The following is a 24,623-nucleotide window of genomic DNA, read 5'->3' as shown; positions in this document are numbered from 1 at the left end:
GACCGATTCCACACACACCGCTGACGGCCGACGCAAACCACCCTCCCGATCCTTTCTGTTCGCCGAACGCCGAACGCCGAACACCGAACGCCGAACGCCGAACGCCAAACGCCAAACGCCAAACGCCAAACGCCCATTCGGCTAGTTCACCAGCACGCCTCAGCGCGCCCGCCCTTTCCATCTCCGCAGCAGCAGTGCGTTGGTCACGACGCTGACGCTGGAAAACGCCATCGCCGCGCCCGCGATCACGGGGTTCAGCAAGCCGAGCGCCGCGAGCGGCACGCCGACCAGGTTGTAGACGAACGCCCAGAACAGGTTCTGCTGGATCTTCCGGTACGTGCGTTTGGAGATGTCGATCGCGTCGGCGACGAGCGCCGGATCGCCGCGCATCAGCGTGATGCCGGCCGTGTGCATCGCGACGTCCGTGCCGGTCGCCATCGCGATGCCGACATCGGCCGCGGCGAGCGCGGGCGCATCGTTGATCCCGTCGCCGACCATCGCGACGATCCCGCCGTGCGTGCGCTTCAGTTCGGCGACGACGCGCGCCTTGTCGTCGGGCAGCACCTGCGCATGTACTTCGCCGATGCCGAGCGCCGCCGCGACGGCCGCCGCGCTGCCGCGGTTGTCGCCCGTCACGAGCACGCTCGCGACGCCTCGCGCCGACAGCGCCGCGATCGCGGCGCGGGCGCCCGGCTTCACGGTGTCGCCGAACGCGATCAGCGCGAGCAGTGCGCGCGGTGCATCGGTGCGCATCAGCCACGAGATCGTGTTGCCCGTGCGTTCGAGCTCGGCCGCGCGAGCGTCGAGCGCCGGCGGCACTGCCAGGCCGAGCTCGTCGCGCCAGCGCGTGCTGCCGAGCGCGAGCAACTGCCCGCCGACACGCGCTTCCACGCCGCGTCCGGCCACCGCGCGCGCATCGGCTGCGACGGCCGACGGCGCTGCAGCACCGTGCGAGCCCACGTCCGCATCGTGCGCGGCGACCACGGCGCGAGCGAGCGGATGGTCGCTCTGGCGCTGCACCGCCGCCGCGAGCGCGAGCGCTTCGTCGCGCGGCATGCCGACGGCTTCGAACGCCGTCACGGACGGCTTGCCTTCGGTCAGCGTGCCGGTCTTGTCGAACGCGATCACGGTGGCGCGCTGCGCGAGCTCGAGCGCCTGCGCGTCCTTGATCAGCACGCCGTGCCGGGCCGCGACGCCCGTGCCGGCCATGATCGCGGCGGGCGTCGCGAGGCCGAGCGCGCACGGGCACGCGATGACGAGCACCGCGACCGCGTTGAGGATCGCGGTTTCCGTCCCGGCGCCGGCGATCAGCCAGCCGACCAGCGTCAGCAGCGCGATACCGAGGATTGCCGGTACGAACACTTCGCTGACGCGATCGACGAGCCGCTGGATCGGCGCCTTCTCGGCCTGCGCGGATTCGACGAGGCGGATGATGCGCGCGAGTGTCGTCTCCGCGCCGATCGCGGTGGTTTCGACGACGAGCGCGCCTTCGCCGTTGATCGAGCCGGCCGTGACGGCGTCGCCGTCGTCCTTCGGCACGGGCAGGCTTTCGCCGGTGATCAGCGATTCGTCGATATGCGAGCGGCCCGACACGATCCGGCCGTCGACCGGCACGCGTTCGCCGGGGCGGATACTGACGTTCGTGCCGACGCGCACCTGCGCCAGCGGCACGTCGCGTTCGACACCGTGCTCGACGACGCGCGCACGGTCGGGACGCAGCGCGTTCAGTGCGCGGATCGCCTCGGTGGTCTGGCGCTTCGCGCGCGATTCGAGCCATTTGCCGAAGCGCACGAGCGTGACGATGACGGCCGACGCTTCGAAATACAGGTGGCCGGGATGCGCGGGATCGCGCAGCAGCATCCACAGGCTCAGCCCGTACGCGGCCGACGTGCCGAGCGCGACGAGCAGGTCCATGTTGCCGGCGCGCGCCTTCACCGCATGCCAGGCCGCGCGGTAGAAGCGCGCGCCGAAGCCGAACTGCACGATCGACGCGAGCACGAGCTGGAGCCAGCCGGGCAGCATCAGGTCGATGCCGAACGGCGCGACGAGCATCGGCGCGACGAGCGGCGCGCTCAGCACGGCCGACCAGATCACGAGGTTGCGTTCGCGAACCGCTTCGCGGCGCTTGCGGGCGTCGGGATTCTGCGCGGGGCTGGCCGATTGAGCGTCTGCGCCGGGCGTTGCATCGGCCGACGGCGCGGCGGCGAGCGATGCGCGGTAGCCGGCCGTCGTGACCGCCGCGATCAGCGTGGCGGCGTCGAGTGCGCCGGCGCCGTGCACCGACGCGCGCTCGGTTGCAAGGTTGACCGATGCGCGCGCGACGCCCGGCACGGCGGCCAGCGCCTTTTCGACGCGGCCGGCGCAGGATGCGCAGGTCATGCCGCCGATGTCGAGTTCGAGATCGGTGGAGGCGGCGGATTCTGCCGGCCGGACGGCGATGGCGGCGGCGCCGGCGGCCGGCGTCGCGCCATAGCCGGCCTGTTTTACGGCTTCGACGAGCCGCGCGGCGGAAACGTCGGCCGCGGCATCGACCGTGGCGTGTTCGGTCGCCAGGTTGACCGACGCCCGCGTGACACCCGGCACCTTCGCCAGTGCCTTTTCGACGCGCGACACGCACGACGCGCAGGTCATCCCGTCGATTTCGAGTTCGATCGCGGCCGCAGCCGCAGGAAGCGCTGCCGCCGAAACGGGCGGCGTTTCGGCGCGCAGCCCATGCGCCGCAGGCGCGGTCGCGACGGCTTCGACCGCCGCTTCACGCACGGCCGCGCGGTAGCCGGCTTCACCGACCGCGTCGACGAGCCGGCCGGGTTCGACCGATTCCTGCGCGGTCACCGTCGCCGTATGCGCGTCGAGATCGACCGCCGCATCGACGACGCCCGGCACGGCGGCCAGCGCGCGCTGCACGCGGCCCGTGCAGCCGCCGCAATGCATGCCGTCGACGCTCAGTTCGATGGTTTGCAGCGCTGCGGAGGCAAGTGGTTCAGTCATGTTGGATTCCCCAAAAGCGCGGTTCGTGCCGCGAATGATCCCAGTATCAACATTCCCATGATGGGAAGGTCAAGGGGGCGACGCTTTCGATGCGCACCGGTTGTTACGGCCCGGAAAAGCCAACGCCCGGCTTCCAGACGGGCAGCCGGGCGGTCATGCATTTGCGCTCGATTGCGCGATCAGGCGCAGAGCTTGGCGCTAGCGAGACGATTCAGGCTGACGCCTTGTTCGGCGGCCTGGATCACCAGCGCGCGGTGCGCCTGCGGAGGGATGCGAACTTTGAATTCACCGCTGTAGGTTCGATCGGCGATCGGCTCGGGCACCTTCTCTCCGTTCGCGGCCATGTCGCGCACGACATTGGCGACGAGCCGGCGAATGCCGGCCAGCGCGCCTTCCGGCGTTTCGTCGAGCCATGAAAGAGACGGGAACTCCGCGCAGAGGCCGACATGCTCCCCGTCCTCCGGGGACCACGTTACGCGGTACGTAAAGTGGTCTTGGGTCATGATTTCTGTTCCTTCAGTCGATCGATCGCGTCGAGAACCTGCCGCACCCGATACGCCTTTGCTTTCCCGCGATCATTCTGGATATTCAGTCGTGGATCGCCTTGCCACGGTGTCTTGAGGTGGCATGGCTTGAACCGGATTGGCGGGCTCGCGCCTCATTTGCTCGAGGATCTTCCATTCGCTTGCCGTAACGGATGGTGTCAATAATGACACCATCCGTCAATCCGAACCGCGGGCCTCTCTGCCTCGGGATCGTTCCAGCACGTGTCGGCGTCGCTTCGATAATCCATTTTTTTGGCGAATTGCGCGAAATGTTTCGAATTCGTCGACAGTGCGATTACCGTTCCGTCCTCTATTCGGCATATTGGGGGATGTCCTTAGGCGCTATGATACCGGCCTGATACCAGCGCCCACCGTAGCGAGACGGTCATGCGGGCAAGCTGACGTGCCTTGTTTTCGCCGTTCGCGAGTCGAACAAGGCGTCGACTGAAAAGAACGATATTCGGCCAGTAATCGATGATTGAAAACCAACGAGAATCAGTTTCTCTGCGGCGCGCGTGCGCGTCGCTGGCCATGGCGGCGTTGCTTGCGGGATGCGCATCGCAACCCGATGCGATCCAGCGGAAAACCGGCTGGATGCGTGCGGAAGTCGCCGACTCCTATATCTATGCGTATCCGCTCGTGCTGATGGACGTCGCGAAGGAAGCGGCGACGGGCGGCGACGGCGCGCAACCGGGGCAGGCGCCGCTCAACACGCTGCGCCACGCGCAGGCGCTGCCGCCGGTCGGCGCGGTCAATCCGCCGCTGCCGGGCGTCGACACGCTCGACTCGACCGGCTGGCTCGACGTCGCCGCCGAACCCGTGCTCGTCACGCTGCCCGACACGCGCGGCCGCTACCGGGACGCGCGCGCGCTCGACATGTGGACGAACGTGCTGTGGTCGTCGTCGAGCGTGCCGGCACGCGGTGCCCGCGGCGGCGCGCGATCGCAAACGATTGCCTTTGCCGCGAAGGACTGGCAGGGCACGCTGCCGAAGGGCGTGCAGCGCGTCGACGTGCCGTCGGGCAATGCGTGGCTCGAAGTGCGGCTGCAGACGAGCGGCGGGCGCGATCTCACGAACGTGAAGAAGCTGCAGCGTGCGATCCGCGTGGTGCCGCTGTCCGTTTACACGGGCGCCGCGCGCGGCGCGTCGGTCGCGGTCCATGCGGGCAGCGCGCCGTCCGAGGCGGTGGGCGGCGGCACGCCGGCCGAGCAGGTGGCCGCGCTCGACCCGAAGGCGTTCTTCGCGCGCTTCGCGCAGGCGCTGCAGGACAACCCGCCGCCGGCCGACGACGCGCACGCGCAGGAATTGCTCGGCGACATCGGCGTGTCGGCCGGCTACCCGGTGCTGTGGACGGGCGACCGCCTCGCGGCCGCGACGGCGGGTGTCGCCGAGGCGCGCGCGCGGCTCGCGACGCCGCCGTCGAACCTGCTGAACGCGAACGGCTGGAGCTGGATCGGCGACACGGCCGGCAAGTACGGCCAGGATTACGCGCTGCGCGCGTACGCGGCCTACACGCAGTTCGGCGCCGCGACGCGCGACGACGAAACGCTCGCGGTCGTCCGCGTGGACAGCGACGGCCATGCGCTGAACGGCGCGAACCGCTACGTGCTGCATTTCGCGCCGGGCGCGCTGCCGCCGGCGCGCGCGTTCTGGACGCTCACGCCCTACACGACGAACGGCGCGCTGCCCGACCTCGGCGCGGCGCGCCGCTCGCTCGGCGATCGCGACCGGCTGCGCCGTAACCACGACGGCTCGATCGACATCGTCGTGTCGGCGTCGCCGGGCGGTGCGGATGCGGGCAACTGGCTGCCGGCGCCGCGCACCGATTTCGCGCTCGCGTTGCGCCTGTACGCGCCGAAGGCGCAGGCGAGCGACGGCTCGTGGATGCCGCCCGTCGTCGTCCGGAAATGAACGGATGACCGGCGCCGTTGCCCGACCCGCGGGCGCGGCGGCGGCGCCCGACCTCCGTACCGTTACCTCCTGAGCCTATACTTTCGGGATAGCGTGCGCGGCCGCCCGGTTTTCCGGTGCGGCCCGGCATCCATTCCCGAGATATTCAAGCATGGCAAGCGCAGACAAAGAAACCGTATCCTCGACCCTCCATGCCCTCGGCGGCGTTGCACGCTCGCGCCGGACCCGACGTATCGGCATCGGCGTACTGATCTTCCTCGTTTTATTCGGACTGCTGGGGTTCTTCGCGGCACCGCCGCTGATTCGCCATGTCGCCGAACAGCAACTGAGCAAGCAGCTCGACCGGCCGGCCACGATCCAGCGCATCGCGCTGAACCCGTACACGCTGAATCTCGAAGCCGACGGCATCCGCCTCGGCGAGCGCGGCGGCCAGGGCGACTTCATCGACATCGGCAAGCTCGTCGTGAGGCCGTCGTGGTCGTCGCTGTTCCGCGGCGCGCCGATCGTCAACGAAATCCGCGTCGATTCGCCGCGCTTTCACATCGTCCGCTACGACGCGCAGCGCTTCAATTTCACCGACCTGATCGAGAAGTTCTCGACGCCGTCCAAACCTGAAAGCAAGCCGACGCAGTTCTCGGTGTCGAACATCCAGGTGAACGACGGCCGGATCGATTTCGACGATCGCCTGCTGAACGAAAAGCACGTCGTCGACAACTGGATGCTCGGCATTCCGTATATCGCGACGCTGGCGTCGAAGACCGATATCTTCGTCGAGCCGAAGCTGCGCATGCGTTTCGACGGCAGCCCGATCGCGATCGACGGGAGGACCAAGCCGTTCGCGCAGTCGCGCGAGTCGGAGATCGCGCTGAAGTTCGACCGTCTCGACGTGCCGAAGCTGATCTCGTACGTGCCGGCGAAGCTGCCGGTGGCCGTGACGAGCGGCCTGCTGAGCAGCAACCTCACGGTCAATTTCGTGATGAGCGGCGAGAAGCCCGCGCTGCGTGTATCGGGCACCGTCGACCTGAACGACGCAAAGGTGACGGACCACGCGTCCGCACCGCTGTTCGCCGCGCGCGGCGTGCACGTCGCGGCGGCCAGCCTCGAGCCGCTGCGCAATGCGATGCACTTCGACGAGATCCGGATCGACCAGCCGGTGGTCGACCTGTCGCGCGACAAGCAGGGCGTGCTGAACGTCGAGAAGCTCGCCGCGCAACCGGGCGCCGCACCGAAGGCCGAAGCCGGCAAGCCGGCGGCGTCGGGGGCCGCAGCCGCTTCCGGAATCGCCGCCGCGGCAGCCAGCAGTGCGAAGGCCGAAACCGCCGCAGCAGCAGCCAGCGGCGCGAAGGCCGAAACCGCCGCCGCCGCTGCCGCGAAGGAGCCGCCGCCGCTCGACCTGACGATCCGTCATTTCGCGATCGACGGCGGCACGGTCAACGTCGACGACCGCGTGCCGGCGACGCCGACCGCGCTGTCGCTGACGAAGCTCGCCGCGACGCTCGACGGTTTCTCGCTGCAGGGCAAGACGCCCGCGAAGTACACGTTGTCGACGTCGCTGTCGCGCGGCGGCGACGTGACGGCCGAAGGCGCCTTCAATCTCGCGGCGCAGCAGGCCGGCACGAAGCTGACGGTCGCCGCGCTCGCGCTACCGGCGCTGCAGCCGTACCTCGGCGAGGCGACGCGCGCGCGCGTGCTCGACGGCACGCTCGGCGCGACCGTCAACGCACAGGCCGACTGGGGCAAGACGCCGCTCGCCGCGCAGGTCGCCGACAGCACGGTGAGCCTGAAATCGCTGAAGGTCGCGACGCCCGACGCGAAGGCGCCGGCGATCGTGCTGCCCGACGCGAGCGCGAAGATCACGAAGGTCGACGTCGCCGCGCGCACCGCGGAGATCGCGAGCGTCGACGCGAGCGGGCTCGCGCTCGACGTGCAGCGCCTGAAGGACGGCAAGATCGATCTCGCGGCGCTGGCCGAACCCGCGCAGGCATCGGTGCCGAAGCGCACGGTCGCGCGCAAGGCCGAGGCCGCCGCGCCGTCGTGGCACTACCGGATCGACGCGCTGAACGTGAAGGATTCGTCCGCGAACTTCACCGACCTGTCGACGCCGCGCCCGGTGAAGCTGGCGATCAAGCCGCTGGAACTGTCGGTGCAGAAGTTGAGCGACGACCTGACCAAGCCGCTGCCGGTGCAATTGAAGGCGACGCTGAACCGCAAGGGCTCGCTGAACGTCGCGGGCGACGTGACCGCGCAGCCGCTGAAGCTCGGCCTGAAGATCGACGGCAACCGCCTCGACGCGGCTGCGTTCGAGCCGTATTTCGGCAGCGTGCTGAACGCGACGATTGCGAGCGCGCTGCTCAACGCGAAGGGCAACCTGACGTTCGCGCAGGTGAAGGACACGCCGCGCGCCACCTATCGCGGCGACGTCGCGCTCGTCGACGTGCGGATGCTCGACAAGGCGACGTCCGACCCGTTCGCGGGCTGGCGCTCGCTCGCGCTGTCGAACCTGAAGGCGAACTACGATGAGAAGGGCACCGACGTCGACGCCGCGCGCGTGACGTTCTCGAACTTCTACGGCCGCGTGCTGCTCGATGCGCAGGGGCGCCTGAACCTGAAGGACGTCGTCGCGAAGGAGTCGGGCCCCGCGCAGTCGCTGACGCGCGACGCAAGCAAGGGCGAGCCGGTGCCGCTGTCGCCGCAGGCCGCGTCGGCGCCGGCCGTCGCGCAGGCAGCCTCGGCTGCATCGGCCGCGTCCGCGCCGGCGGTCGTGAAGGCCGCACAGCCGCCGCAGCACCCGGTGCGGATGCATTTCGGCGAACTGTTGCTGCAGAACGGCCGCGTCACGTACACCGACAACTTCATCAAGCCGAACTACACGGCGAACCTGATCGCGATCAAGGGCACGGTCGGCGCGTTCGGCACGGATTCGACGACGTCCGCGCCGGTCGATGTCGCCGCGAACCTGGCGGGCAACGGACCGATCTCGATCAAGGGCTCGGTGAACCCGCTGATCGAGAAACCCGCGCTCGACCTCACGGCGACCGCGCACGACATCGAGCTGACCAACCTGACGCCGTATTCGGCGAAGTACGCCGGCTATCCGATCACGAAGGGCAAGCTCAACGTCGACCTGCACTACCAGCTCGCGAACGACCAGTTGACGGCGAACAACCACATCTTCATCGACCAGCTCACGTTCGGCGACCACGTCGAAAACGACACGGCGACGAAGCTGCCGGTGAAGCTCGCGATCTCGCTGCTGAAGAACACGCGCGGCCAGATCGACGTGAACCTGCCGGTGTCGGGTTCGCTGTCGAATCCGGAGTTCAGCATCGGCGGGCTGATCTGGCACGCGGTGCTGAACCTGATCGCGAAGGCCGTCACGTCGCCGTTCACGCTGCTCGCGAATGCGTTCGGCGGCAGCGGCGAGGATCTCGGCTACGTCGAGTTCGCGCCGGGCACGTACGCGCTGACCGATGCGCAGCAGCAGAAGCTCGACACCGTCGTGAAGATGCTGACCGAGAAGCCGTCGATCCGTCTCGACCTGATCGGCCGCGTCGATCCGGCGAAGGACACGCCGGGGCTGCGCGACGCGTATGTCGACCGGCTGGTGCGCCAGCAGAAGCTGAAGGACGTGGTCGGCCAGGGCGAGAGCATCGATCCGATGTCGGTGAAGGTCGAGCCGGCCGAATATTCCAAATACCTGACGCGTGCGTACAAGGCCGCCGACTTCAAGAAGCCGCGCAACCTGGTCGGCCTGCAGAAGACGCTGCCCGATGCGGACATGAAGCAGGCGCTGGCCGATCACGCACCGGCCGACGACAACGCGCTGCGTGCGCTCGCGCAGCAGCGCGCGCAGGCCGTGCGCCAGTACCTCGAAGGAAAGATCGATTCGAGCCGCGTGTTCGTCGTCGCACCGAAGCTCGATGCGAAGGGCATCGAGGACAAGGGCGCGACGACCCGCGTCGACTTCGGGCTCCAGTAAGCCGTCGCTTCATCCGCTGCCGCCGCGTCCGCACCAGCCGGGCGCGGCGGCTTTTTTTCAGCGCGCGACGATCGCCGGTTCGCGCTTGTCCAGTTCCTTCCTCGCGGCCAGCGGCAGACGCGCGTCGTCCCACTGCGTCAGCCATTCGACTTCCTTCGCGGTAAATACCTGTCCGTAGTTGCGCAGCGCGTACTGCAGCGCGTCGACGACGTGATGGCGAATGATTTCGGGGGTGCGTGCATCGTCCAGCACGAACCGGAGAGCTTCCAGGGTCGACATAGTCGTGCTCCGGGTCAGGGAAAACCCTTTATCACACGCCAATAGTCGCGGGCCAAGCCGAAAAAAAATCCGGCCGCGCACGCCGGCGCACGGAGCGGACCTGCGTTGCGCGACGCGCAACCGCATTGCGACCGCTTCATGTCACTTGCGTTTGGTTACGTTTGACAGAGAACAGAAAGCCCCGCTTCATCCGACCGCCGCACGATCCGGCGATATTTTGCGCGCCTGATGGCAAGTCACGCAGTTCAACATCAATCGACGAGGTGGGGTGATGATTTCGTTCTTCGGTAAGCAGCGGAAGATGGCCGCGATGGTGGCGGGCGCGCTGGCGCTCGCAAGCATGGGCGCGTACGCGGCGCAGCAGGACGGCGACAGTCAGGGCGGGAACGACGGCCACGCGCGCCGCGTCGTGAAGCACGTGCTGCTGATCAGCGTCGACGGCCTGCACGAGCAGGATCTCGCGCGCTGTATCGGCGCGAACACGTGTCCGAACATCGCGGTGCTCGCCAAGAGCGGCGTGACGTACACGAATGCGTACACGCCCGGCCTGTCTGATTCGTTCCCGGGCCTCGCGGCGCTCGTGACGGGCGGCTCGCCGAAGACGGCCGGCCTGTTCTACGACGTGTCGTACGACCGCAACCTGTATGCGCCGAGCGACACGACGTGCTCGGGCAAGCAGGGCTGGAACGTCGTGTTCGACGAAACGACCGGCATCGACGCGATCAACGGCGGCAAGCTCGTGCACCTCGACGGCGGCGGCGCGTTCAACCCGCAGGCGATCCCGCATGCGCGCGTGGGCGGCCAGTGCGTGCCGGTCTATCCGCACAACTACCTGAAGACCAACACGGTGTTCGAGGCCGTGAAGGCCGGCGTGCCGAATGCGCACACCGCGTGGGCCGACAAGCACGCGTGGGGCTACGACTGGCTGAACGGCCCGTCAGGCACCGGCGTCGACGATCTGATGCGCACCGAGATCAACTCGATCGACCCGGCGACGAACACCGCGTACACGGACGTCTACTCGCACACCGCGCGCTTCGACAACCTGCACGTGCAGGCGCTGATCAACCAGATCGAAGGCCGCGATTCGACGGGCACCAAGAGCGCGCCGGTGCCGACGCTGTTCGGCGCCAACTTCCAGACGCTGAGCGTCGCGCAGAAGTCGCCGGTCGCGAAGGGCGGCGGGTATCTCGATGCGGATTTCACGCCGAACGGTCAGGTCGCGAATGCGATCACGTATGTCGACAACTCGATCGGCCATGTCGTCGCGGCGCTGAAGCAGGCCAACCTGTACACGTCGACGGCCGTGATCGTCACGGCGAAGCACGGCCAGTCGCCGACCGACCGCACGAAGCTCGTGAAGAACGGCGACACGCTGACGAAGCTGCTCGAAGCGAACAACTACCTCGACCCGAACGGCAACTTCGGCCAGAACAACACGTCGACGGGCAACCTGAACGACGGGTCGGGCCTGGTCGGCACGGGCTTCGTGCAGACCGACGACGTCGGCCTGATCTGGCTGCGCGACCGCAGCCAGCGCACGGCCGTCGTGCAGACGCTGAAGGCGAACCTCGGCTGCAACGCGCCGGGGATCTGCGCGGACGGCTCGCAGGCCTACATCCTGTACGGCGCGGCGCTCGCCGACCGCTTCGGTGATCCGGCCAACGGCCGTACGCCGGACATCATCGTCCAGCCGAATCCGGGCGTGATCTATACGTCGAGCACGAAGAAGGACGAGGAGCACGGCGGCAACGCGCCGGACGACAGCCACCTCGGCCTGCTCGTGTCGTACCCGGGCATCCATCGCGCGCGCACCGTGAACGATCTGGTCGGCACGAAGCAGGTCGCGCCGACGATCCTCGAGCTGCTCGGCGCCGATCCGCGCCTGCTGCATGCGGTCGTGGCCGAGAACACGCGCGTGCTGCCGGGGCTCGGTATCGGGCGTTGAGCGTGACGGGCGGCGTGGCGCTGCGCTTCCGGCGCCGCCGTGCCGCCCGAGCCTGCCGGGACTGCCGGGACTGCCGCCTGGGCTTGCCCGGCTCCAGCCGCCTGAGCCTGTCCGGCCATGCCGCCCGGGCTTGCCCGGTCCCATGCCGTCCGAGCCTGTCCGGCCATGCCGCGCGGGCTTGCCCGGTCCCATGCCGCCCGAGCCTGTCCGGCTACGCCGCCCGGGCTCATTCGTTCGCGCATTCGTCGAGCATCCATTCCCTGAAGCGCCGCAACGCAGCGCTCGTCTCCAGGCGCTCCGGCGCGTAGCACAGGTAGTGCCCTTGCGCGTCGACGTCGACGGGGGCGTCGAACGGTTCGACGAGCGCGCCGGTTGCGAGCGTGTCGACGATCAGGAAGCGCGGCACGAGCGCGAGCCCGAGCCCGGCCTGCGCGGCCTGGATCAGCACCGAATACTGTTCGAAGCGCGGCCCTGACAGCGCGTTCATGTGGGCCGCGCGATGGCGCTCCGCCCACATCGACCACGCGATCTCCGCCTGCTCGTGCACCAGCCGCGGCGCGGATGCCGCGTCGGCCGGCGTGCGCAGCGCATGCCGCGCCGCGAATTCACGGGAACAGACCGGCACGAACGTCCGGCCGTCCAGGTAATCGCAGCGCACGCCTTCCCATGCGCCGTCGCCATAGCGGATCGCCGCGTCGAGTCCGAACGGAAACACGTCGCCGTGGGCCAGATGGCGGCGAAAACTCAGCGTGACACCCGGCGCGACGGCCAGGAAGCGCGCGAGCCGCGGCACCAGCCACTTCGTCGTGAAGGTCGGCACGCTCGCGATCGTCAGCAGATCGCTGTTCTCGCGCGCGCTCAGCAATTCGATCGACGCGTTGCCGATCTCGCGCAGCGGGCCGATCACGCGCGCGTGATAGACCTGCCCGGCCCGCGTGAGCGTGAGATTGCGCCCCTCGCGCACGAACAGCTTGACGCCGAACAGCGCCTCGAGATTCGCGATCTGCCGGCTGACCGCGCTCGGCGTCAGGCCGAGCTCGCGGGCCGCATACGAGAAATTCAGGTACTTCACGGAACTCGCGAACGCGTGCAGCTCCGCGATGTTGGGAAACAGGTGCTTCACGGCGAACTATTCCTTGCGCGCACAGATCGATGCGGGCGTTGTACGTTTTTTTCATGACGATGCCATGTCGGATCCGCACACTGCGTCCGTCACGACAATGCATGTCGGCCCTGTCCGGCGGGCGTTGCGTGACCCGTTCCGTATCCGCCAGCGAGTTTCGCCATGCATCCGCCATCCGCTCCGGCCCTTGCCGAAGCTATTCCGATTCGTCGTAACAAACGGCCGCGCGCGTTGGCGGGACGCCTGCTGCTGCAGGCATTCGTCGCGGCCTTCGCGCTGTACCTCGCGTTGCCGATCGCGCTGCTGCTGATCGGCTCGGTCGGCCAGTCGTGGACGAACACGCTGCTGCCGTCCGGCATCACGTCGCACTGGTTTGCGGATCTGGCCGCGAACCGCAGCTTTACCCGCGCATTCGGCGTGAGCCTCGTCGTTGCGCTCGCCTGCTGTGCGATCAATGCCGTGCTGGCGCTGCCGCTCGCGTATGCGCTGCATCACCGCGCACTGGCCGGCCGCGGCTTCGCGGCGCGCGTCGTGATGCTGATGCCGATCGCGGTGCCGGCGCTGACGCTCGGGTTCGGCTATATCGCGATCTTCAGCGGCGATGCGCTGCCGTGGCTCGGCACGCTGCCGCTGATGATCGCCGCGCACGCGGTGCTGACGCTTCCGTACTTGCTGCAGACGCTACTGAGCGACCTGCGCCACCTGGGGCTCGCCCATCTCGAGGCGTGTGCGGCGACGCTCGGCGCGACGCCGCTGCGCCAGTTCTTCACGATCGTGGTGCCGAACCTGCGGCACAGCCTGTTTTCCGGCCTCGTGATGGTCGCCGCGCTGTCGATCGGCGAATTCCAGATCTCGAACCTGATCGCGGGTTTCCGCTATCGCAACTATCCGATCGTGCTGCTGCAGGCGTTCTACGGCGCGTCGGGGATGGCCTGTGCGGCGACCGTCGTGCTGCTCGTCCTCGCCGTGCTCGCGACGCTCGCCTCCGTCTTCACCGTGCAACGCCTGAAGTGAAACCGTCATGAGTCTCGATTTCGAAAACGTCAGCTTTCAGTATCCGGGCGCCCGTCACGGCGTCGACGCGGTCACGTTGTCCGCGGCCCAGGGCGAACTGCTCGCCGTGATGGGCCGCAGCGGCTCCGGCAAATCGACGCTGCTGCGCCTCGCCGCCGGGCTGCTCGACGGCTACCGCGGACGCATCGCGATCGTCGGCCGCGACATGGCCGGCGTGCCGGTGTGGCAGCGCGAGATCGGGATGGTGTTCCAGCACTACGCGCTGTTTCCGAACCTGTCGGTCGTCGACAACGTCGGCTATGGCCTGAAGATGCGCGGCATGACGGCGGCACTGCGCCGCCGCCGCGCGCTCGAGATGCTCGAACGCGTCGGCCTCGCGGCGCAGGCCGACCGCAGTACGGCGCTGCTGTCCGGCGGCCAGCAGCAGCGCGTCGCGCTGGCCCGCGCGCTCGTGATCGAACCGAAGCTGCTGCTGCTCGACGAGCCGCTCGCGGCGCTTGATGCCGGCATTCGCCACCAGTTGCGCGACGAGATCCGCGCGCTGCAGCGCGCGTGCGGCGCGACGACGCTGCTCGTCACGCACGACCAGGACGAGGCGCTCAGCATGGCCGATCGCGTGGCGATCGTCGACGGCGGACGCATGTTGCAGGCCGGCACCCCGCGCGACCTGTACGAGCGTCCGGCGACCGCGCAGGTCGCCCGCTTCGTCGGCCATTCGACGCTGCTGCGCGGCCGCGTGCTCGCGCACGGCGCGGTCGACGTGCGGTTCGCCACGCTGTGCGCGGATACGGGCGCGCACCGGCCGGGCGACACGGTCGACGTGCTGGTCCGGCCGGAACACCTGCAGCCCGATCCGCCCGAACACGTCGCGAACCGCATCGACGGCCGGGTCGGCGAGGTGCGCTATTTCGGCGCGACGCAGCGCTTCGACTTCGTGCCGGCCGGCGCGAGCGACGCGCTGCTCGGCGAAGGGCGCGAGCTTCCGGCGCGCTGCGTGTCGATCGAGCCGCGCCACCTGCTCGTGCTGCCCGCCGCGTAAGTGCGGGCGACCCTATTCATTCAACGGAGAATCACGATGTCTGCACGCCGCCACTTCCTTATTGCGACGCGCCGCCGCCTGCTGGCGCTCTGCGCGTTCGCGACCCTCGCGCCGGCGCTGGCCCATGCCGCGCCGCTGTATCCCGGCGAGGAAGCGTTGTACGAGAAGGCCGCCGACGAAGGGCTCGTCGTGTCGTTCGATACGGGCCCGGAATGGGCGAACTGGAAATCGCTGTTCGCCGAATTCCGCAAGCGCTACCCGAAGGTCGAGATCACGTACAACGACATCGGCTCGGCGGCAACGGTCGTCGCGCTCGACAAGTCGCGACGTCGTCCGCAGGCCGACACCGCGTATTACTTCGCGGCGTCGGCGCTCGATGCGACGGCCAAGGACGTCGTCGCGCCGTTCAAGCCGGTCAATTTCGACAAGCTGCCGCCGGTGTTCCGCGCAGCCGACGGCCGCTGGTTCGCCGTGCACTCGCTGAACATCGCGTTGCTCGTCAACCGGAAGCTCGTGAAGAACGTGCCGCTGCGCTGGTCCGACCTGCTGAAGCCCGAATATCGCAATGCGGTCGTCTATCTCGACCCGCGCTCGACCGGGCAGGGGCAGGTCGCCGTGTTCGCCGCCGCCTATGCGAACGGCGGCAGCGTCGACAACCCGAAGCCGGGCGCGGATTTCTTCGGCAAGCTGAAGCAGGCGGGCAACGTGCTGCGCGTCGAGGGGACGACGCCGTACGCGAAGTTCGTCAAGGGCGAGATTCCGATCCTGATCGGCTACGAGAACGACGGGCTCAAGGCGAAGTACACGGACGGCATGGGCGACGCGGCCGACGTCGTGATTCCGCAGGACGGCAGCGTATCGGCGCCGTACGCGATGAGTCTGGTGAAGAACGGCCCGAACCCGGCCGCCGCGCAGTTGTGGCTCAACCTCGTGATGAGCGATGTCGGCCAGGCGCTGTTCGCGCAGGGCTACGTGCGCCCGGCCGTGCCCGGCACGCCGGTCGCGCAGGAGGTTGCCGCGAAGCTGCCGAACGCGCCGCAGGTGCGTCCGCTCGATGTCGCGAAGGCCGCGACGCGCAAGGCCGAGGTCGACCAGCTCTGGTCGCAGGCCACGCTCGGCAAGTAAGGGGAACGGGATGCGGGTCTCGTCCATGCAGCGCGGCGTCCTGCGCCGCTACGGCGCGGTGCCGGCGGCCGGGCTGTTCGCGGTGTGCTTCGCGCTGCCGCTCGCCGCGCTCGTCGGCGCCGCGTTCGACGGCGGCGGTCGTGCGTTTGCCGCGGTATTCGGCGATCCGCTCGTCGCCGACGCCATCGTGCGTTCGCTGGCGCTCGCGATCGGCGCCGGCACGCTGTCCGTCGCGGTCGGCGTGCCGGTCGCGTTCGTGCTGGCCGGGCAGTCGCCGGCGCGCCGCCGCTGGTCGCTCGCGCTGCTCGGCGTGCCGCTGGCGTTCTCCGGCCTCGTGATCGCATACGGCTTCATCCTCGTGTTCGGCCGCGCCGGTTTCGTGACGACGCTGCTGGCGTCGCTCGGCGCGGATCCGACCGTGGTCGGCGGCGCGATCTACACGATGCCGGGGCTCGCGTTCGCGTACGCGTACTACCTGATCCCGCGGGTCGCGCTGATCCTCTACCCGGCGCTCGCGAATCTCGACCGGCGGCCACTCGAGGCGGCGCTGACGCTCGGCGCACGGCCGTGGCGCGCGTGGTTCGACGTCGCGTGGCGCGAGCTGTGGCCGTCGATCGCGTCGGCGTGGTGCCTCGTCAGTGCGATCGCGCTCGGCACGTACGGCACGGCGCTCGCGCTGGCCGGCACGCAGATCAACATCCTGCCGCTGCTGATGTACCTGAAGCTGTCCGACGGACAGACCGATTTCTCGCAGGCCGCCGTGCTGTCGATCGTGCTGACGGCGCTCTGCACCTGCGTTCTTGCATTGGGGGAAGGACTTGCACGGCAACGACATCATTGAATGGTCGAACCAGGCGCGCGACGCGCTGGAGCAACTCGCGCAACGGCAGCGCGGCGCGACCCGGCACCGGATGCCGGTCGGCGTGATCGGCCCGCGCGATGCGACGGACGCCCAGCTTGCCATCGCCGAGCGAATCGCGCACGGGCTCGCGGCGGCGGGCGTCGCGATCGTCGGCGGCGGCAAGCAGGGCGTGATGGAGGCGGCCGCGCGCGGTGCGCATGCGGCAGGCGGCTGTGCGATCGGGCTGCTGCCCGAGGACGATGCGCAGCACGCGAATCCGTATCTGACCGTCGCGCTGCCCACCGGGCTCGGCATCACGCGCAACGCGCTGATCGCTCGCGCGTCGCTGTGCCTGATCGCGGTCGGCGGCGGGCTCGGCACGTTGTCCGAGATCGCGCTCGGGCTGCAATGGGGCAAGCTGGTGTTCACGATTTGCGACGCGCCGCAGGTGGCGGGCGTCGAGAACTTCGACGAAGCGGACCTGCTCGTCGCGCGGGTCGCGCAGTGGCTGTCCGGTTCGGCGTAGGCCGGCATTCCGGGTAACCGGATGCATCGTTTCGGGTGGTATCGATTTAATAAATAGGAATCCTCTACATGAAGAAGATCACTTTTGCGCTTTGCGTTGCCGGCGGCCTCTGCACGGCGGCGCATGCGCAAGGCACCGTCGCGCTCTACGGGATCGTCGACGCGGGTTTGGGGTACACGAGCAACCAGCGCGTCGCGACGAGCAAGGGGTCGCTCGGTTCGCCGGTCGCGTATCGCGGCGCGTCGAGCTACAGCTTCGCGAGCGGCACGTGGTCCGGCAGCCGCTGGGGGCTGAAGGGCAAGGAAGATCTCGGCGACGGGCTCGCGGCCGTCTTCCAGCTCGAGAGCGGCTTCAACATCGGCACCGGGCAGCTCGGCCAGGGCGGGCGGATGTTCGGCCGCCAGGCGTGGATGGGGCTGTCGAGCACGCGCTACGGTACGTTGACGATGGGCCGCCAGTACGATCCGATCGTCGATTTCGTCGGCTCGATCGGGCCGGGTTCGTTCCTGACCGGCATGGGTGCGCATCCGGGCGATCTCGACAACATCGACAACCAGTCGCGCGAGAACAATTCGGTCAAGTACGTGAGCCCGTCGTTCGGCGGCTTCACGTTCGGCGGGCTGTACGGCTTCGGCAACCAGGCAGGCAGCGCGAAGAACCAGAATACGTGGAGCGTCGGCGGCCAGTACGTGAACGGGCCGTTCGCGATCGGTGCGGCCTACCTGTATGCGACCAACGCATTCGGCGCGAACGGCGGCGCATGGACCGGCTCGTACGACGGCACGTTCGGGTCGTCGATCAACGAGGGTTTTGCGTCGTCGAAGAGCATGCAGATCGTCGCGGCCGCGTCGACCTACCAGATCGGCGCGGTGACGCTCGGCCTGTCGTACAGCAACACGCAGTATCGGGCGGGCGCGTTCTCGACGTTCCGGGGCAACGCGACCTACAACTCGGTCGGCGGCACGGCGTCGTGGCAGGTGTCGCCGGCGCTGCGCGTCGCGGCCGGCTACGACTTCACGCGCGGCAGCTCGGTCGGCGGTGAAGCCGCGCCGAAGTATCACCAGTTGAACCTGGCGTCGTACTACTACCTGTCGAAGCGGACCGCGCTCTACGGTCTCGTCGGCTACCAGAAGGCGAGCGGCAAGACGCTCGACCCGTACGGCAATGTCGTCGCCGCGACGGCGTCGGTCGGCGACGTCGGCAACGGCATCTCGTCAGCGGGCAACACGCAGACGCTCGTGCGGGTTGGTATGCGGCATACGTTCTGATCGTCGCACGATCGCACTCCGGCGAATTCGATTGGCCCTCGCATGTTGCGAGGGCTTTTTTTCGTCCGGTCGATCACCCGGAGCATGCCGGGCCCGGACTTGAAATGAGGGGAGCAACCCGCCATATTGGCAGCGCATGAACTTTCAACGACGCCTCCAGAGGATTCCCGATGCGCCTTCTGCTTGCCCTGCTGCTGCCGTGGTTCCAGTTTTTCACGATCGGCCGCCCGATCGCCGGTGTGATCTGCCTGATCCTGCAACTCACGATCGTCGGCTGGCTGCCGGCCGCGATCTGGTCGGTATATGCGCTGAGCCAGTACAAGACCGATCAAAAGATCGAGGCGGCGCTGCGCGAGCGGCGGTAAGTCGGAGTTGCAATTCCGGGCGTTTCTTCCCGCCAGGTGCAACGTCAAGGATTCCTGTTTCGGTAGATATCTACATAATTTGCGCGCAGCCGTGTGCGCAATTTGTATAGATTTCTGCTGGAATGATTGTGTTCAACGGACGGGAGGCGACACGATGGACAAACGCTATAACGCAATGTCGCTTCCCGAACAGCTTGCGCTGCGGCGGCAAGCGATCGAGGACGTTCTCGCGCATCCCGACTGGTCGCTGCGCGAATCGGTGCGCCATCTGAAGCAGACGATGCGGCTGACGAGCGCGGAGATGGCGAAGCTCGTCGGCGTGTCGACGAAGACGATTCAGGATATCGAGCAGGGCCGCAGCGACGGGACGGTTCAGACGATGAACCGCATATTCGGCATGCTGGGATTGAAGCTCGGCGTCGTGCGGCGGGCGCCTCAATAACGCACTCGGAGGAAGCGGCCGCGCAGCGCGTATCCATCGGGCGATCGATGCGCGCCGCGCCCGGGCCACGCGCGTGGCGCGATCGCCCGGCCGGCACCCTGACTTCACTTCACCGCAAACAGCGTCAGGTTCATGAAGATCTTGAACGCATAACCGAGCGTGACGGCGCCGACCACGCCGCCCGCCCACAGCACGACGAACCACATCCAGCCGCGCATCCGCGGCCGGGGCGCCTCGGGCGGGCGATCGGCGGAATCAGTGGTGGTAGTAATGCTGGTCTTCATGGCGCACCTTGCCTCGGAATACCCAATAACCCATCGTCGTATAGGCGATGATGATCGGGAGAATAACCGCTGCGCCGACCAGCGTGAAGGTCTGGCTGGAACGCGGCGCCGCCGCTTCCCAGATCGTCATCGTCTGCGGAATCGCATACGGGAACAGCGTGACGAGCAGGCCGACATAGCCGAGCAGCACGAGCGCCAGCGCGAGCACGAACGGCGTCATGTCGTGCCGGTCGCGCACCGCGCGCCGCATCCACACTGCGCACCCGGCGACCAGGAACGGCACCGGCAGCAGGCGCCAGAACAGCCCCGTATCGAACCAGCGCTGCGCGATGGCCGGATCCTGCAGCGGCGTCCACAGGCTGACGACAGCGATGAAGCCGAGCAGCACGACGGTCAGCGGCCACACCACGCGATGCAGCCGGCGCTGCAGGTCGCCTTCGGTCTTCGCGACGAGCCAGCAGCAGCCGAGCAGCGCATAGGTCACGATCAGGCCGAGGCCCGTCAGCAGGCTGAACGGCGTGAGCCAGTCGAACGCGTCGCCCGCGAACACGCCGTCCTTCACGGCGATGCCCTGCAGGAACGCGCCGAGCGCGATCCCCTGGAAGAACGTCGCGCCGGCCGAGCCGCCGATGAATGCGAGATCCCACAGTTGCTTGGTGCGTCGCGCCTTCGCGCGGATCTCGAACGACACGCCGCGGAAGATCAGGCAGACCAGCATGAAGATCAGCGGCAGGTACAGCGCCGACAGCACGGTCGAATAGACGATCGGGAACACCGCGAACAGCCCGGCGCCGCCGAGCACGAGCCAGGTCTCGTTGCCGTCCCACACGGGCGCGACCGTGTTCATCATCAGGTCGCGTTCCTTCTCGTCCGGGAAGAACGGGAAGACGATGCCGATGCCGAGGTCGAAGCCGTCGAGCACGACGTACATGAAGAGCCCCAATGCGATGATCGCGGCCCAGATTACGGTGACGTCCATAGGTTTTCTCGTTTGCGGATGGGGTGGGCTCAGACGGTCTCGATCAACTCGTCGACGGCCGACATCGGGCGGCGCGCGGTGTGATCGGGGCGCGTGTCGGGCGTGTCGTCGTGCTTCGCGTCGGGCAGCGCGGGGCCGGCCTTCATCAGCTTCAGCATGTAGTACACGCCGGTGCCGAACACGAGGAAGTACACGATCACGAACGTCATCATCGACAGGCTGACCTGCTGCACCGACAGCGGCGACACGGCCTGCGCGGTGCGCATCACGCCATACACGACCCACGGCTGGCGGCCCGCTTCGGTCGTCACCCAGCCCGCGAGCAGCGACACGAAGCCGGTCGGGCCCATCACGAGCGCGAAGCGCTGGAACCACTTCGATTCATACAGGCGGCCGCGGCGGCGCAGCAGCCACGCGAGCGCGGCGAGGCCGATCATCGCAAAGCCGAGGCCGACCATGATCCGGAAGCTCCAGAACACGACGGTCGAGTTCGGGCGGTCCTCAGGCGGGAATTCCTTCAGCCCGCGAATCTCGCCGTCCCAGCTGTGCGTGAGGATCAGGCTGCCGAGGTGCGGCACCTTCACCGCGTAGCGGGTCGTTTCCGCCTTCATGTCCGGAATGCCGAACAGGTTGAGCGGCGTGCCGCCCTTCTCGGTTTCCCACAGCCCTTCGATCGCGGCGATCTTCGCGGGCTGGTGCTTCAGCGTGTTGATGCCGTGCTGGTCGCCGATCAAGGCCTGCAGCGGCGCGAGTACGAGCAGCAACCACAGCGCCATCGAGAACATCTTCTTCACGCCCCTGTCGCGGCGGCCCTTCAGCAGGTGCCATGCACCCGTCGCGGCCACGACCAGCGCGGCGACGATGAACGCGGCGATCGCCATGTGGAACAGGCGGTACGGGAACGACGGGTTGAAGATGATCGCGAACCAGTCGGTCGGCACGACGCGGCCGTCGACGATCTCGAAGCCCTGCGGCGTCTGCATCCAGCTGTTCGACGCGAGGATCCAGAACGTCGAGATCAGCGTGCCGATCGCGACCATCAGCGTCGCGCCGAAGTGCGCGCGCGGGCTCACGCGGTTCCAGCCGAACAGCATGATGCCGAGGAAGCCGGCCTCGAGGAAGAACGCGGTCATCACCTCGTACATCAGCAGCGGGCCGGTGACGGCGCCGGCGAAGCTCGAGAAGCCCGACCAGTTGGTGCCGAACTGGTAGCTCATCACGACGCCGGAGACGACGCCCATCCCGAACGCGACCGCGAAGATCTTCGACCAGAACAGACAGAGGGTCTTGTAGTACTGCTTGCCGGTCTTGAGCCAGCGATATTCGAGCACGGCGATGAAGCTGGCAAGGCCGATGCTCAGCGCCGGAAAGACGATGTGAAAGGAGACGGTGAACGCGAATTGCAGGCGGGCCAGATCGAGGGCCGAAAGTGCGGTGTCCATACCAGATGACCGAAGCTGACGATACCCGCCGGCGGGTGCCGGCGGACCCCGGCCGACAGGCGGCGGGGTTGGCTGGAGTATGTGCCGCGATGTTGCACCGCGAAATGCGCCAACTCGTCGCAGATGTCCAGCCTGCCGCGCGCGATTCCGGGATAAATCGTTGATTCGTATCAAGAAGGCCGTTCGCGGCGCGTGCGGCCGCGGCGTGGCGGTCTGACGCACGTGCGGCAATATGGCGCGTCGCGTCATCGGAACGGTTCGATCCGCACGCCCGTACCGTGCGGAACCCCCGGCGTGCCGCCGTGCGCGGCCGATCCGTTTCGACGCGTTAGCGTGTAACGCGGGTGACGCGCGGGAGGGGCGTGGCAGGTGGGGGCCGCGGCTCGACCGTCGGCACGCGCTGCGTGAATTGCGTACACTCTGAGTCTCGTTTCGGCAGGGCCGGGCGCATCGGTTCCGGTCCGCGTTCACTCAGGGCACGAAGATGATCGATTTACGCAGCGATACCGTGACACGTCCGAGCCAGGCAATGCTGGCCGCGATGACTGCCGCCGAAGTCGGCGACGACGTATGGGGCGACGACCCGACCGTGCTGCGCCTGCAGGCGGCCGTGGCCGAGCGGACCGGCAAGGAGGCCGGCCTGTTCTTCCCGAGCGGCACGCAGAGCAACCTGGCCGCGCTGATGTCCCATTGCGAGCGCGGCGACGAGTACATCGTCGGCCAGCTCGCGCACACCTACAAGTACGAAGGCGGCGGCGCGGCCGTGCTGGGCAGCATCCAGCCGCAGCCGATCGAGAACGCGCCGGACGGCACGCTGCCGCTCGCGAAGATCGCCGCGGCGATCAAGCCGATCGACAATCACTTTGCCCGCACGCGTTTGCTCGCGCTCGAGAACACGATCGGCGGCCAGGTCTTGCCGGAAGGCTATGCGCAGGAAGCCGTCGCGTTCGCGCGCAGCCGCGGGCTGTCCACGCACCTCGACGGCGCGCGCGTATGCAACGCGGCCGTCGCGTCGGGGCGCCCGATCGCCGAGCTGTGTGCACCGTTCGATACCGTATCGATCTGCTTCTCGAAAGGGCTCGCCGCACCGGTCGGCTCGGTGCTGGTCGGCAACCGTGCGCTGATCGAGCGCGCGCAGCGCTGGCGCAAGGTGCTCGGCGGCGGGATGCGGCAGTCGGGCATTCTCGCGGCGGCGTGCCTGTATGCGCTCGACCACAACGTCGAGCGGCTCGCGGACGATCATGCGAACGCCGCGCATCTCGCGGCAGGCCTCGCGCGCATCGAATCCGTGAAGGTGCTGTCGCACGCGACGAACATGGTGTTCGCGCAATTTCCCGAAGCCGATTGCGCGCCGCTCGAGGCGTGGCTCAAGGAGCGCGGGATTCTCACGCAGATGCTGTACGCGTCGCGCTTCGTTACCCACTGTGATGTGTCGCGCGCGGACATCGATACGTTCGTCGGCGCGGTCGGTGCGTATTTCTCGCAGCGGCGCGCGTAACCGCCGCGAGCCGGGCCCGTCACCGGCTCATGTCATTTCTGCAGCGGCGCGAGCAACCGGCGCGCCGCTTCGACCACCCGCGCGGACAGCGACGCCATCGTCGGCGACTGCACGGTCCACGCGTGCCAGTACAGCGTGACGTCGGTCGGATGCGCGGGCGCAAGATCGACGAGCCCCTGCGCGTCGAGCGGCGCGGTGCCGATCAGCGGCTCCGGCACCATCGCGTAGCCGAGCCCGTGCCGCACCGCCGCGAAGTGCGAATGGGTGCCCGGCACGTAATGGCACGGGTATGCACCTTCCGGCAACCCGAACTTCTCCTTCAGGAACGACGACTGCAGCGTGTCGCGCCGCGAATACGCGACGACGGGCGCGTTGCGTGCGCTCGTGCGGTTCAGCCCGCGCGGAAACCAGCGCGCCGCGAACGCGGCGGCCGCGAGCAGCCGGTAGCGCATCGTGCCGAGCGGCGTCGCGATGCAGCCGCGCATCGGCTTCGGCTCGGTCGTCACGCAGCCGACCGCCATTCCGCTTTCGAGCAGCGCGAACGTGTGGTCCTGATCCTCGACGATCAGCTCGAACAGGATCCGCTCGCCCGCGAGCACGGAAGTCAGCGCGGGCAGGAACCACGTGCCGAGGCTGTCGGAATTCAGCGCGATCGTCACGGAGATCGGCGATTCGCGCTCGGTCGCGAGCGTGCTTTGCAGGTCGGCCTGCAGCAGCGCGACGCGGCGCAGGTGCTGCAGCACGCGCTGCCCGGCCACCGTCGGGCGGCACGGCCGCGTGCGCAGCACGAGCGGCGTGCCGAGGCTCGCCTCCAGCGCGCGGACCCGCTGCGTGACGGCGGAGGCGGTCACGTGCAGGCGCACGGCCGCCTGCTCGAAGCTGCCCGTGTCGGCGACGGCCAGCAGCGCGGCGGCCTGCTTCGGATCGATCGTCAGCGACATGTATCAGATGGGCAGAGACGGATTGTGATGCTCAAAACGATGAACTCCTGCTAGTCATGGCGTTGCGGCCGATCATGACGCTTGGC

The 24,623-nt window shown here is 68.2% G+C and carries 20 protein-coding genes; 12 read left to right on the top strand and 8 right to left on the bottom strand.

Annotated features, from left to right (window positions below; all coding sequences use genetic code 11):
• Positions 1 to 159: 159 nt before the first annotated feature.
• Both MRS60_RS25655 and MRS60_RS25650 read right to left on the bottom strand, forming a co-directional pair.
• Entirely contained in the window at positions 160 to 2,988 is a 2,829-nt protein-coding gene (locus tag MRS60_RS25655; RefSeq protein ID WP_243565796.1) for a heavy metal translocating P-type ATPase, read from the bottom strand.
• A 179-nt stretch (positions 2,989 to 3,167) separates the two neighbouring features.
• Positions 3,168 to 3,491 (bottom strand): type II toxin-antitoxin system HicB family antitoxin, encoded by a 324-nt coding sequence (locus MRS60_RS25650; RefSeq protein WP_131947964.1) that lies wholly within the window; start codon positions 3,489 to 3,491, stop codon positions 3,168 to 3,170.
• 516 nt (positions 3,492 to 4,007) lie between these two features.
• On the opposite strand from MRS60_RS25650, the gene MRS60_RS25645 reads away from it, so the two are divergent.
• Together MRS60_RS25645 and MRS60_RS25640 are read left to right on the top strand one after the other, a co-directional pair.
• Entirely contained in the window at positions 4,008 to 5,444 is a 1,437-nt protein-coding gene (locus MRS60_RS25645) for a DUF1254 domain-containing protein (RefSeq protein WP_243565795.1), read from the top strand.
• A gap of 151 nt (positions 5,445 to 5,595) precedes the next feature.
• Complete coding sequence (locus MRS60_RS25640) at positions 5,596 to 9,423, top strand: DUF748 domain-containing protein (RefSeq protein WP_243565794.1); 3,828 nt, start codon at positions 5,596 to 5,598, stop codon at positions 9,421 to 9,423.
• Between the two features lie 57 nt (positions 9,424 to 9,480).
• Here the strand turns inward: MRS60_RS25640 and MRS60_RS25635 are convergent, their stop codons facing one another.
• Complete coding sequence (locus MRS60_RS25635) at positions 9,481 to 9,702, bottom strand: hypothetical protein (protein WP_034181647.1); 222 nt, start codon at positions 9,700 to 9,702, stop codon at positions 9,481 to 9,483.
• Between the two features lie 271 nt (positions 9,703 to 9,973).
• Between MRS60_RS25635 and MRS60_RS25630 the strand changes: the two genes are divergently transcribed.
• Positions 9,974 to 11,650 carry an alkaline phosphatase family protein gene (locus MRS60_RS25630; RefSeq protein ID WP_175749604.1) on the top strand — a complete coding sequence of 559 codons (1,677 nt, stop codon included), beginning with the start codon at positions 9,974 to 9,976 and terminating at the stop codon, positions 11,648 to 11,650.
• 226 nt (positions 11,651 to 11,876) lie between these two features.
• On the opposite strand, the gene MRS60_RS25625 is transcribed toward MRS60_RS25630, so the two are convergent.
• A complete protein-coding gene (locus MRS60_RS25625) occupies positions 11,877 to 12,773 on the bottom strand; it encodes a LysR family transcriptional regulator (RefSeq protein ID WP_243565793.1) in 897 nt (298 codons plus the stop codon).
• 162 nt (positions 12,774 to 12,935) lie between these two features.
• Between MRS60_RS25625 and MRS60_RS25620 the strand changes: the two genes are divergently transcribed.
• The 8 genes from MRS60_RS25620 (at position 12,936) to MRS60_RS25585 (ending at position 19,393) form a co-directional block, all read left to right on the top strand.
• Positions 12,936 to 13,787 (top strand): ABC transporter permease, encoded by an 852-nt coding sequence (locus tag MRS60_RS25620; protein ID WP_034181650.1) that lies wholly within the window; start codon positions 12,936 to 12,938, stop codon positions 13,785 to 13,787.
• 7 nt (positions 13,788 to 13,794) lie between these two features.
• Positions 13,795 to 14,826: an ABC transporter ATP-binding protein gene (locus MRS60_RS25615; protein WP_175749602.1), complete on the top strand. Its 1,032-nt coding sequence runs from the start codon at positions 13,795 to 13,797 to the stop codon at positions 14,824 to 14,826.
• A gap of 36 nt (positions 14,827 to 14,862) precedes the next feature.
• Entirely contained in the window at positions 14,863 to 15,951 is a 1,089-nt protein-coding gene (locus MRS60_RS25610; RefSeq protein WP_243565792.1) for an extracellular solute-binding protein, read from the top strand.
• Positions 15,952 to 15,961: 10 nt separating this feature from the next.
• Entirely contained in the window at positions 15,962 to 16,792 is an 831-nt protein-coding gene (locus MRS60_RS25605) for an ABC transporter permease (protein WP_034181653.1), read from the top strand.
• On the top strand, positions 16,770 to 17,318 hold the full coding sequence (locus MRS60_RS25600) for an LOG family protein (RefSeq protein ID WP_175749600.1): 549 nt from the start codon (positions 16,770 to 16,772) through the stop codon (positions 17,316 to 17,318). The genes MRS60_RS25605 and MRS60_RS25600 overlap by 23 nt, the downstream gene beginning before the upstream one ends.
• A 68-nt stretch (positions 17,319 to 17,386) precedes the next feature.
• On the top strand, positions 17,387 to 18,586 hold the full coding sequence (locus MRS60_RS25595) for a porin (RefSeq protein ID WP_175749599.1): 1,200 nt from the start codon (positions 17,387 to 17,389) through the stop codon (positions 18,584 to 18,586).
• Between the two features lie 170 nt (positions 18,587 to 18,756).
• Positions 18,757 to 18,951 carry a YqaE/Pmp3 family membrane protein gene (locus MRS60_RS25590; RefSeq protein ID WP_243565791.1) on the top strand — a complete coding sequence of 65 codons (195 nt, stop codon included), beginning with the start codon at positions 18,757 to 18,759 and terminating at the stop codon, positions 18,949 to 18,951.
• A 154-nt stretch (positions 18,952 to 19,105) separates the two neighbouring features.
• A complete protein-coding gene (locus MRS60_RS25585) occupies positions 19,106 to 19,393 on the top strand; it encodes a helix-turn-helix domain-containing protein (protein WP_034181657.1) in 288 nt (95 codons plus the stop codon).
• A gap of 104 nt (positions 19,394 to 19,497) precedes the next feature.
• On the opposite strand, the gene MRS60_RS25580 is transcribed toward MRS60_RS25585, so the two are convergent.
• Genes MRS60_RS25580 through MRS60_RS25570 form a run of 3 tightly spaced genes read right to left on the bottom strand, consistent with a single transcriptional unit; the run spans position 19,498 to position 22,098 of the window.
• Complete coding sequence (locus tag MRS60_RS25580) at positions 19,498 to 19,677, bottom strand: hypothetical protein (RefSeq protein ID WP_034181658.1); 180 nt, start codon at positions 19,675 to 19,677, stop codon at positions 19,498 to 19,500.
• The gene (gene cydB, locus MRS60_RS25575; RefSeq protein WP_243565790.1) at positions 19,649 to 20,656 is read right to left on the bottom strand and encodes a cytochrome d ubiquinol oxidase subunit II; all 1,008 of its coding nucleotides are present in this window, start codon (positions 20,654 to 20,656) and stop codon (positions 19,649 to 19,651) included. Before cydB ends, MRS60_RS25580 begins: the two co-directional genes overlap by 29 nt.
• Before the next feature lie 29 nt (positions 20,657 to 20,685).
• Complete coding sequence (locus tag MRS60_RS25570; protein ID WP_243565789.1) at positions 20,686 to 22,098, bottom strand: cytochrome ubiquinol oxidase subunit I; 1,413 nt, start codon at positions 22,096 to 22,098, stop codon at positions 20,686 to 20,688.
• A 484-nt stretch (positions 22,099 to 22,582) separates the two neighbouring features.
• Here MRS60_RS25570 and ltaE point away from each other — a divergent pair, with 484 nt between their 5' ends.
• Positions 22,583 to 23,596 carry a low-specificity L-threonine aldolase gene (gene ltaE / locus MRS60_RS25565; protein WP_243565788.1) on the top strand — a complete coding sequence of 338 codons (1,014 nt, stop codon included), beginning with the start codon at positions 22,583 to 22,585 and terminating at the stop codon, positions 23,594 to 23,596.
• Between the two features lie 32 nt (positions 23,597 to 23,628).
• On the opposite strand, the gene MRS60_RS25560 is transcribed toward ltaE, so the two are convergent.
• Positions 23,629 to 24,537 carry an HTH-type transcriptional regulator ArgP gene (locus tag MRS60_RS25560; RefSeq protein WP_243565787.1) on the bottom strand — a complete coding sequence of 303 codons (909 nt, stop codon included), beginning with the start codon at positions 24,535 to 24,537 and terminating at the stop codon, positions 23,629 to 23,631.
• Between the last annotated feature and the right edge of the window lie 86 nt (positions 24,538 to 24,623).

It is taken from the genome of Burkholderia pyrrocinia (assembly GCF_022809715.1).
GTDB lineage: Bacteria > Pseudomonadota > Gammaproteobacteria > Burkholderiales > Burkholderiaceae > Burkholderia > Burkholderia pyrrocinia_C.
This window is presented reverse-complemented; position numbering and strand designations above follow the sequence as displayed.

Bases quoted from the DNA above. Each gene is read 5' to 3' on its own strand.
- MRS60_RS25655 (WP_243565796.1), bottom strand. From the start codon at position 2,988: ATGACTGAACCACTTGCCTCCGCAGCGCTGCAAACCATCGAACTGAGC.
- MRS60_RS25650 (WP_131947964.1), bottom strand. From the start codon at position 3,491: ATGACCCAAGACCACTTTACGTACCGCGTAACGTGGTCCCCGGAGGAC.
- MRS60_RS25645 (WP_243565795.1), top strand. From the start codon at position 4,008: ATGATTGAAAACCAACGAGAATCAGTTTCTCTGCGGCGCGCGTGCGCG.
- MRS60_RS25640 (WP_243565794.1), top strand. From the start codon at position 5,596: ATGGCAAGCGCAGACAAAGAAACCGTATCCTCGACCCTCCATGCCCTC.
- MRS60_RS25635 (WP_034181647.1), bottom strand. From the start codon at position 9,702: ATGTCGACCCTGGAAGCTCTCCGGTTCGTGCTGGACGATGCACGCACC.
- MRS60_RS25630 (WP_175749604.1), top strand. From the start codon at position 9,974: ATGATTTCGTTCTTCGGTAAGCAGCGGAAGATGGCCGCGATGGTGGCG.
- MRS60_RS25620 (WP_034181650.1), top strand. From the start codon at position 12,936: ATGCATCCGCCATCCGCTCCGGCCCTTGCCGAAGCTATTCCGATTCGT.
- MRS60_RS25615 (WP_175749602.1), top strand. From the start codon at position 13,795: ATGAGTCTCGATTTCGAAAACGTCAGCTTTCAGTATCCGGGCGCCCGT.
- MRS60_RS25610 (WP_243565792.1), top strand. From the start codon at position 14,863: ATGTCTGCACGCCGCCACTTCCTTATTGCGACGCGCCGCCGCCTGCTG.
- MRS60_RS25605 (WP_034181653.1), top strand. From the start codon at position 15,962: ATGCGGGTCTCGTCCATGCAGCGCGGCGTCCTGCGCCGCTACGGCGCG.
- MRS60_RS25595 (WP_175749599.1), top strand. From the start codon at position 17,387: ATGAAGAAGATCACTTTTGCGCTTTGCGTTGCCGGCGGCCTCTGCACG.
- MRS60_RS25590 (WP_243565791.1), top strand. From the start codon at position 18,757: ATGCGCCTTCTGCTTGCCCTGCTGCTGCCGTGGTTCCAGTTTTTCACG.
- MRS60_RS25585 (WP_034181657.1), top strand. From the start codon at position 19,106: ATGGACAAACGCTATAACGCAATGTCGCTTCCCGAACAGCTTGCGCTG.
- MRS60_RS25580 (WP_034181658.1), bottom strand. From the start codon at position 19,677: ATGAAGACCAGCATTACTACCACCACTGATTCCGCCGATCGCCCGCCC.
- cydB (WP_243565790.1), bottom strand. From the start codon at position 20,656: ATGGACGTCACCGTAATCTGGGCCGCGATCATCGCATTGGGGCTCTTC.
- MRS60_RS25570 (WP_243565789.1), bottom strand. From the start codon at position 22,098: ATGGACACCGCACTTTCGGCCCTCGATCTGGCCCGCCTGCAATTCGCG.
- ltaE (WP_243565788.1), top strand. From the start codon at position 22,583: ATGATCGATTTACGCAGCGATACCGTGACACGTCCGAGCCAGGCAATG.
- MRS60_RS25560 (WP_243565787.1), bottom strand. From the start codon at position 24,537: ATGTCGCTGACGATCGATCCGAAGCAGGCCGCCGCGCTGCTGGCCGTC.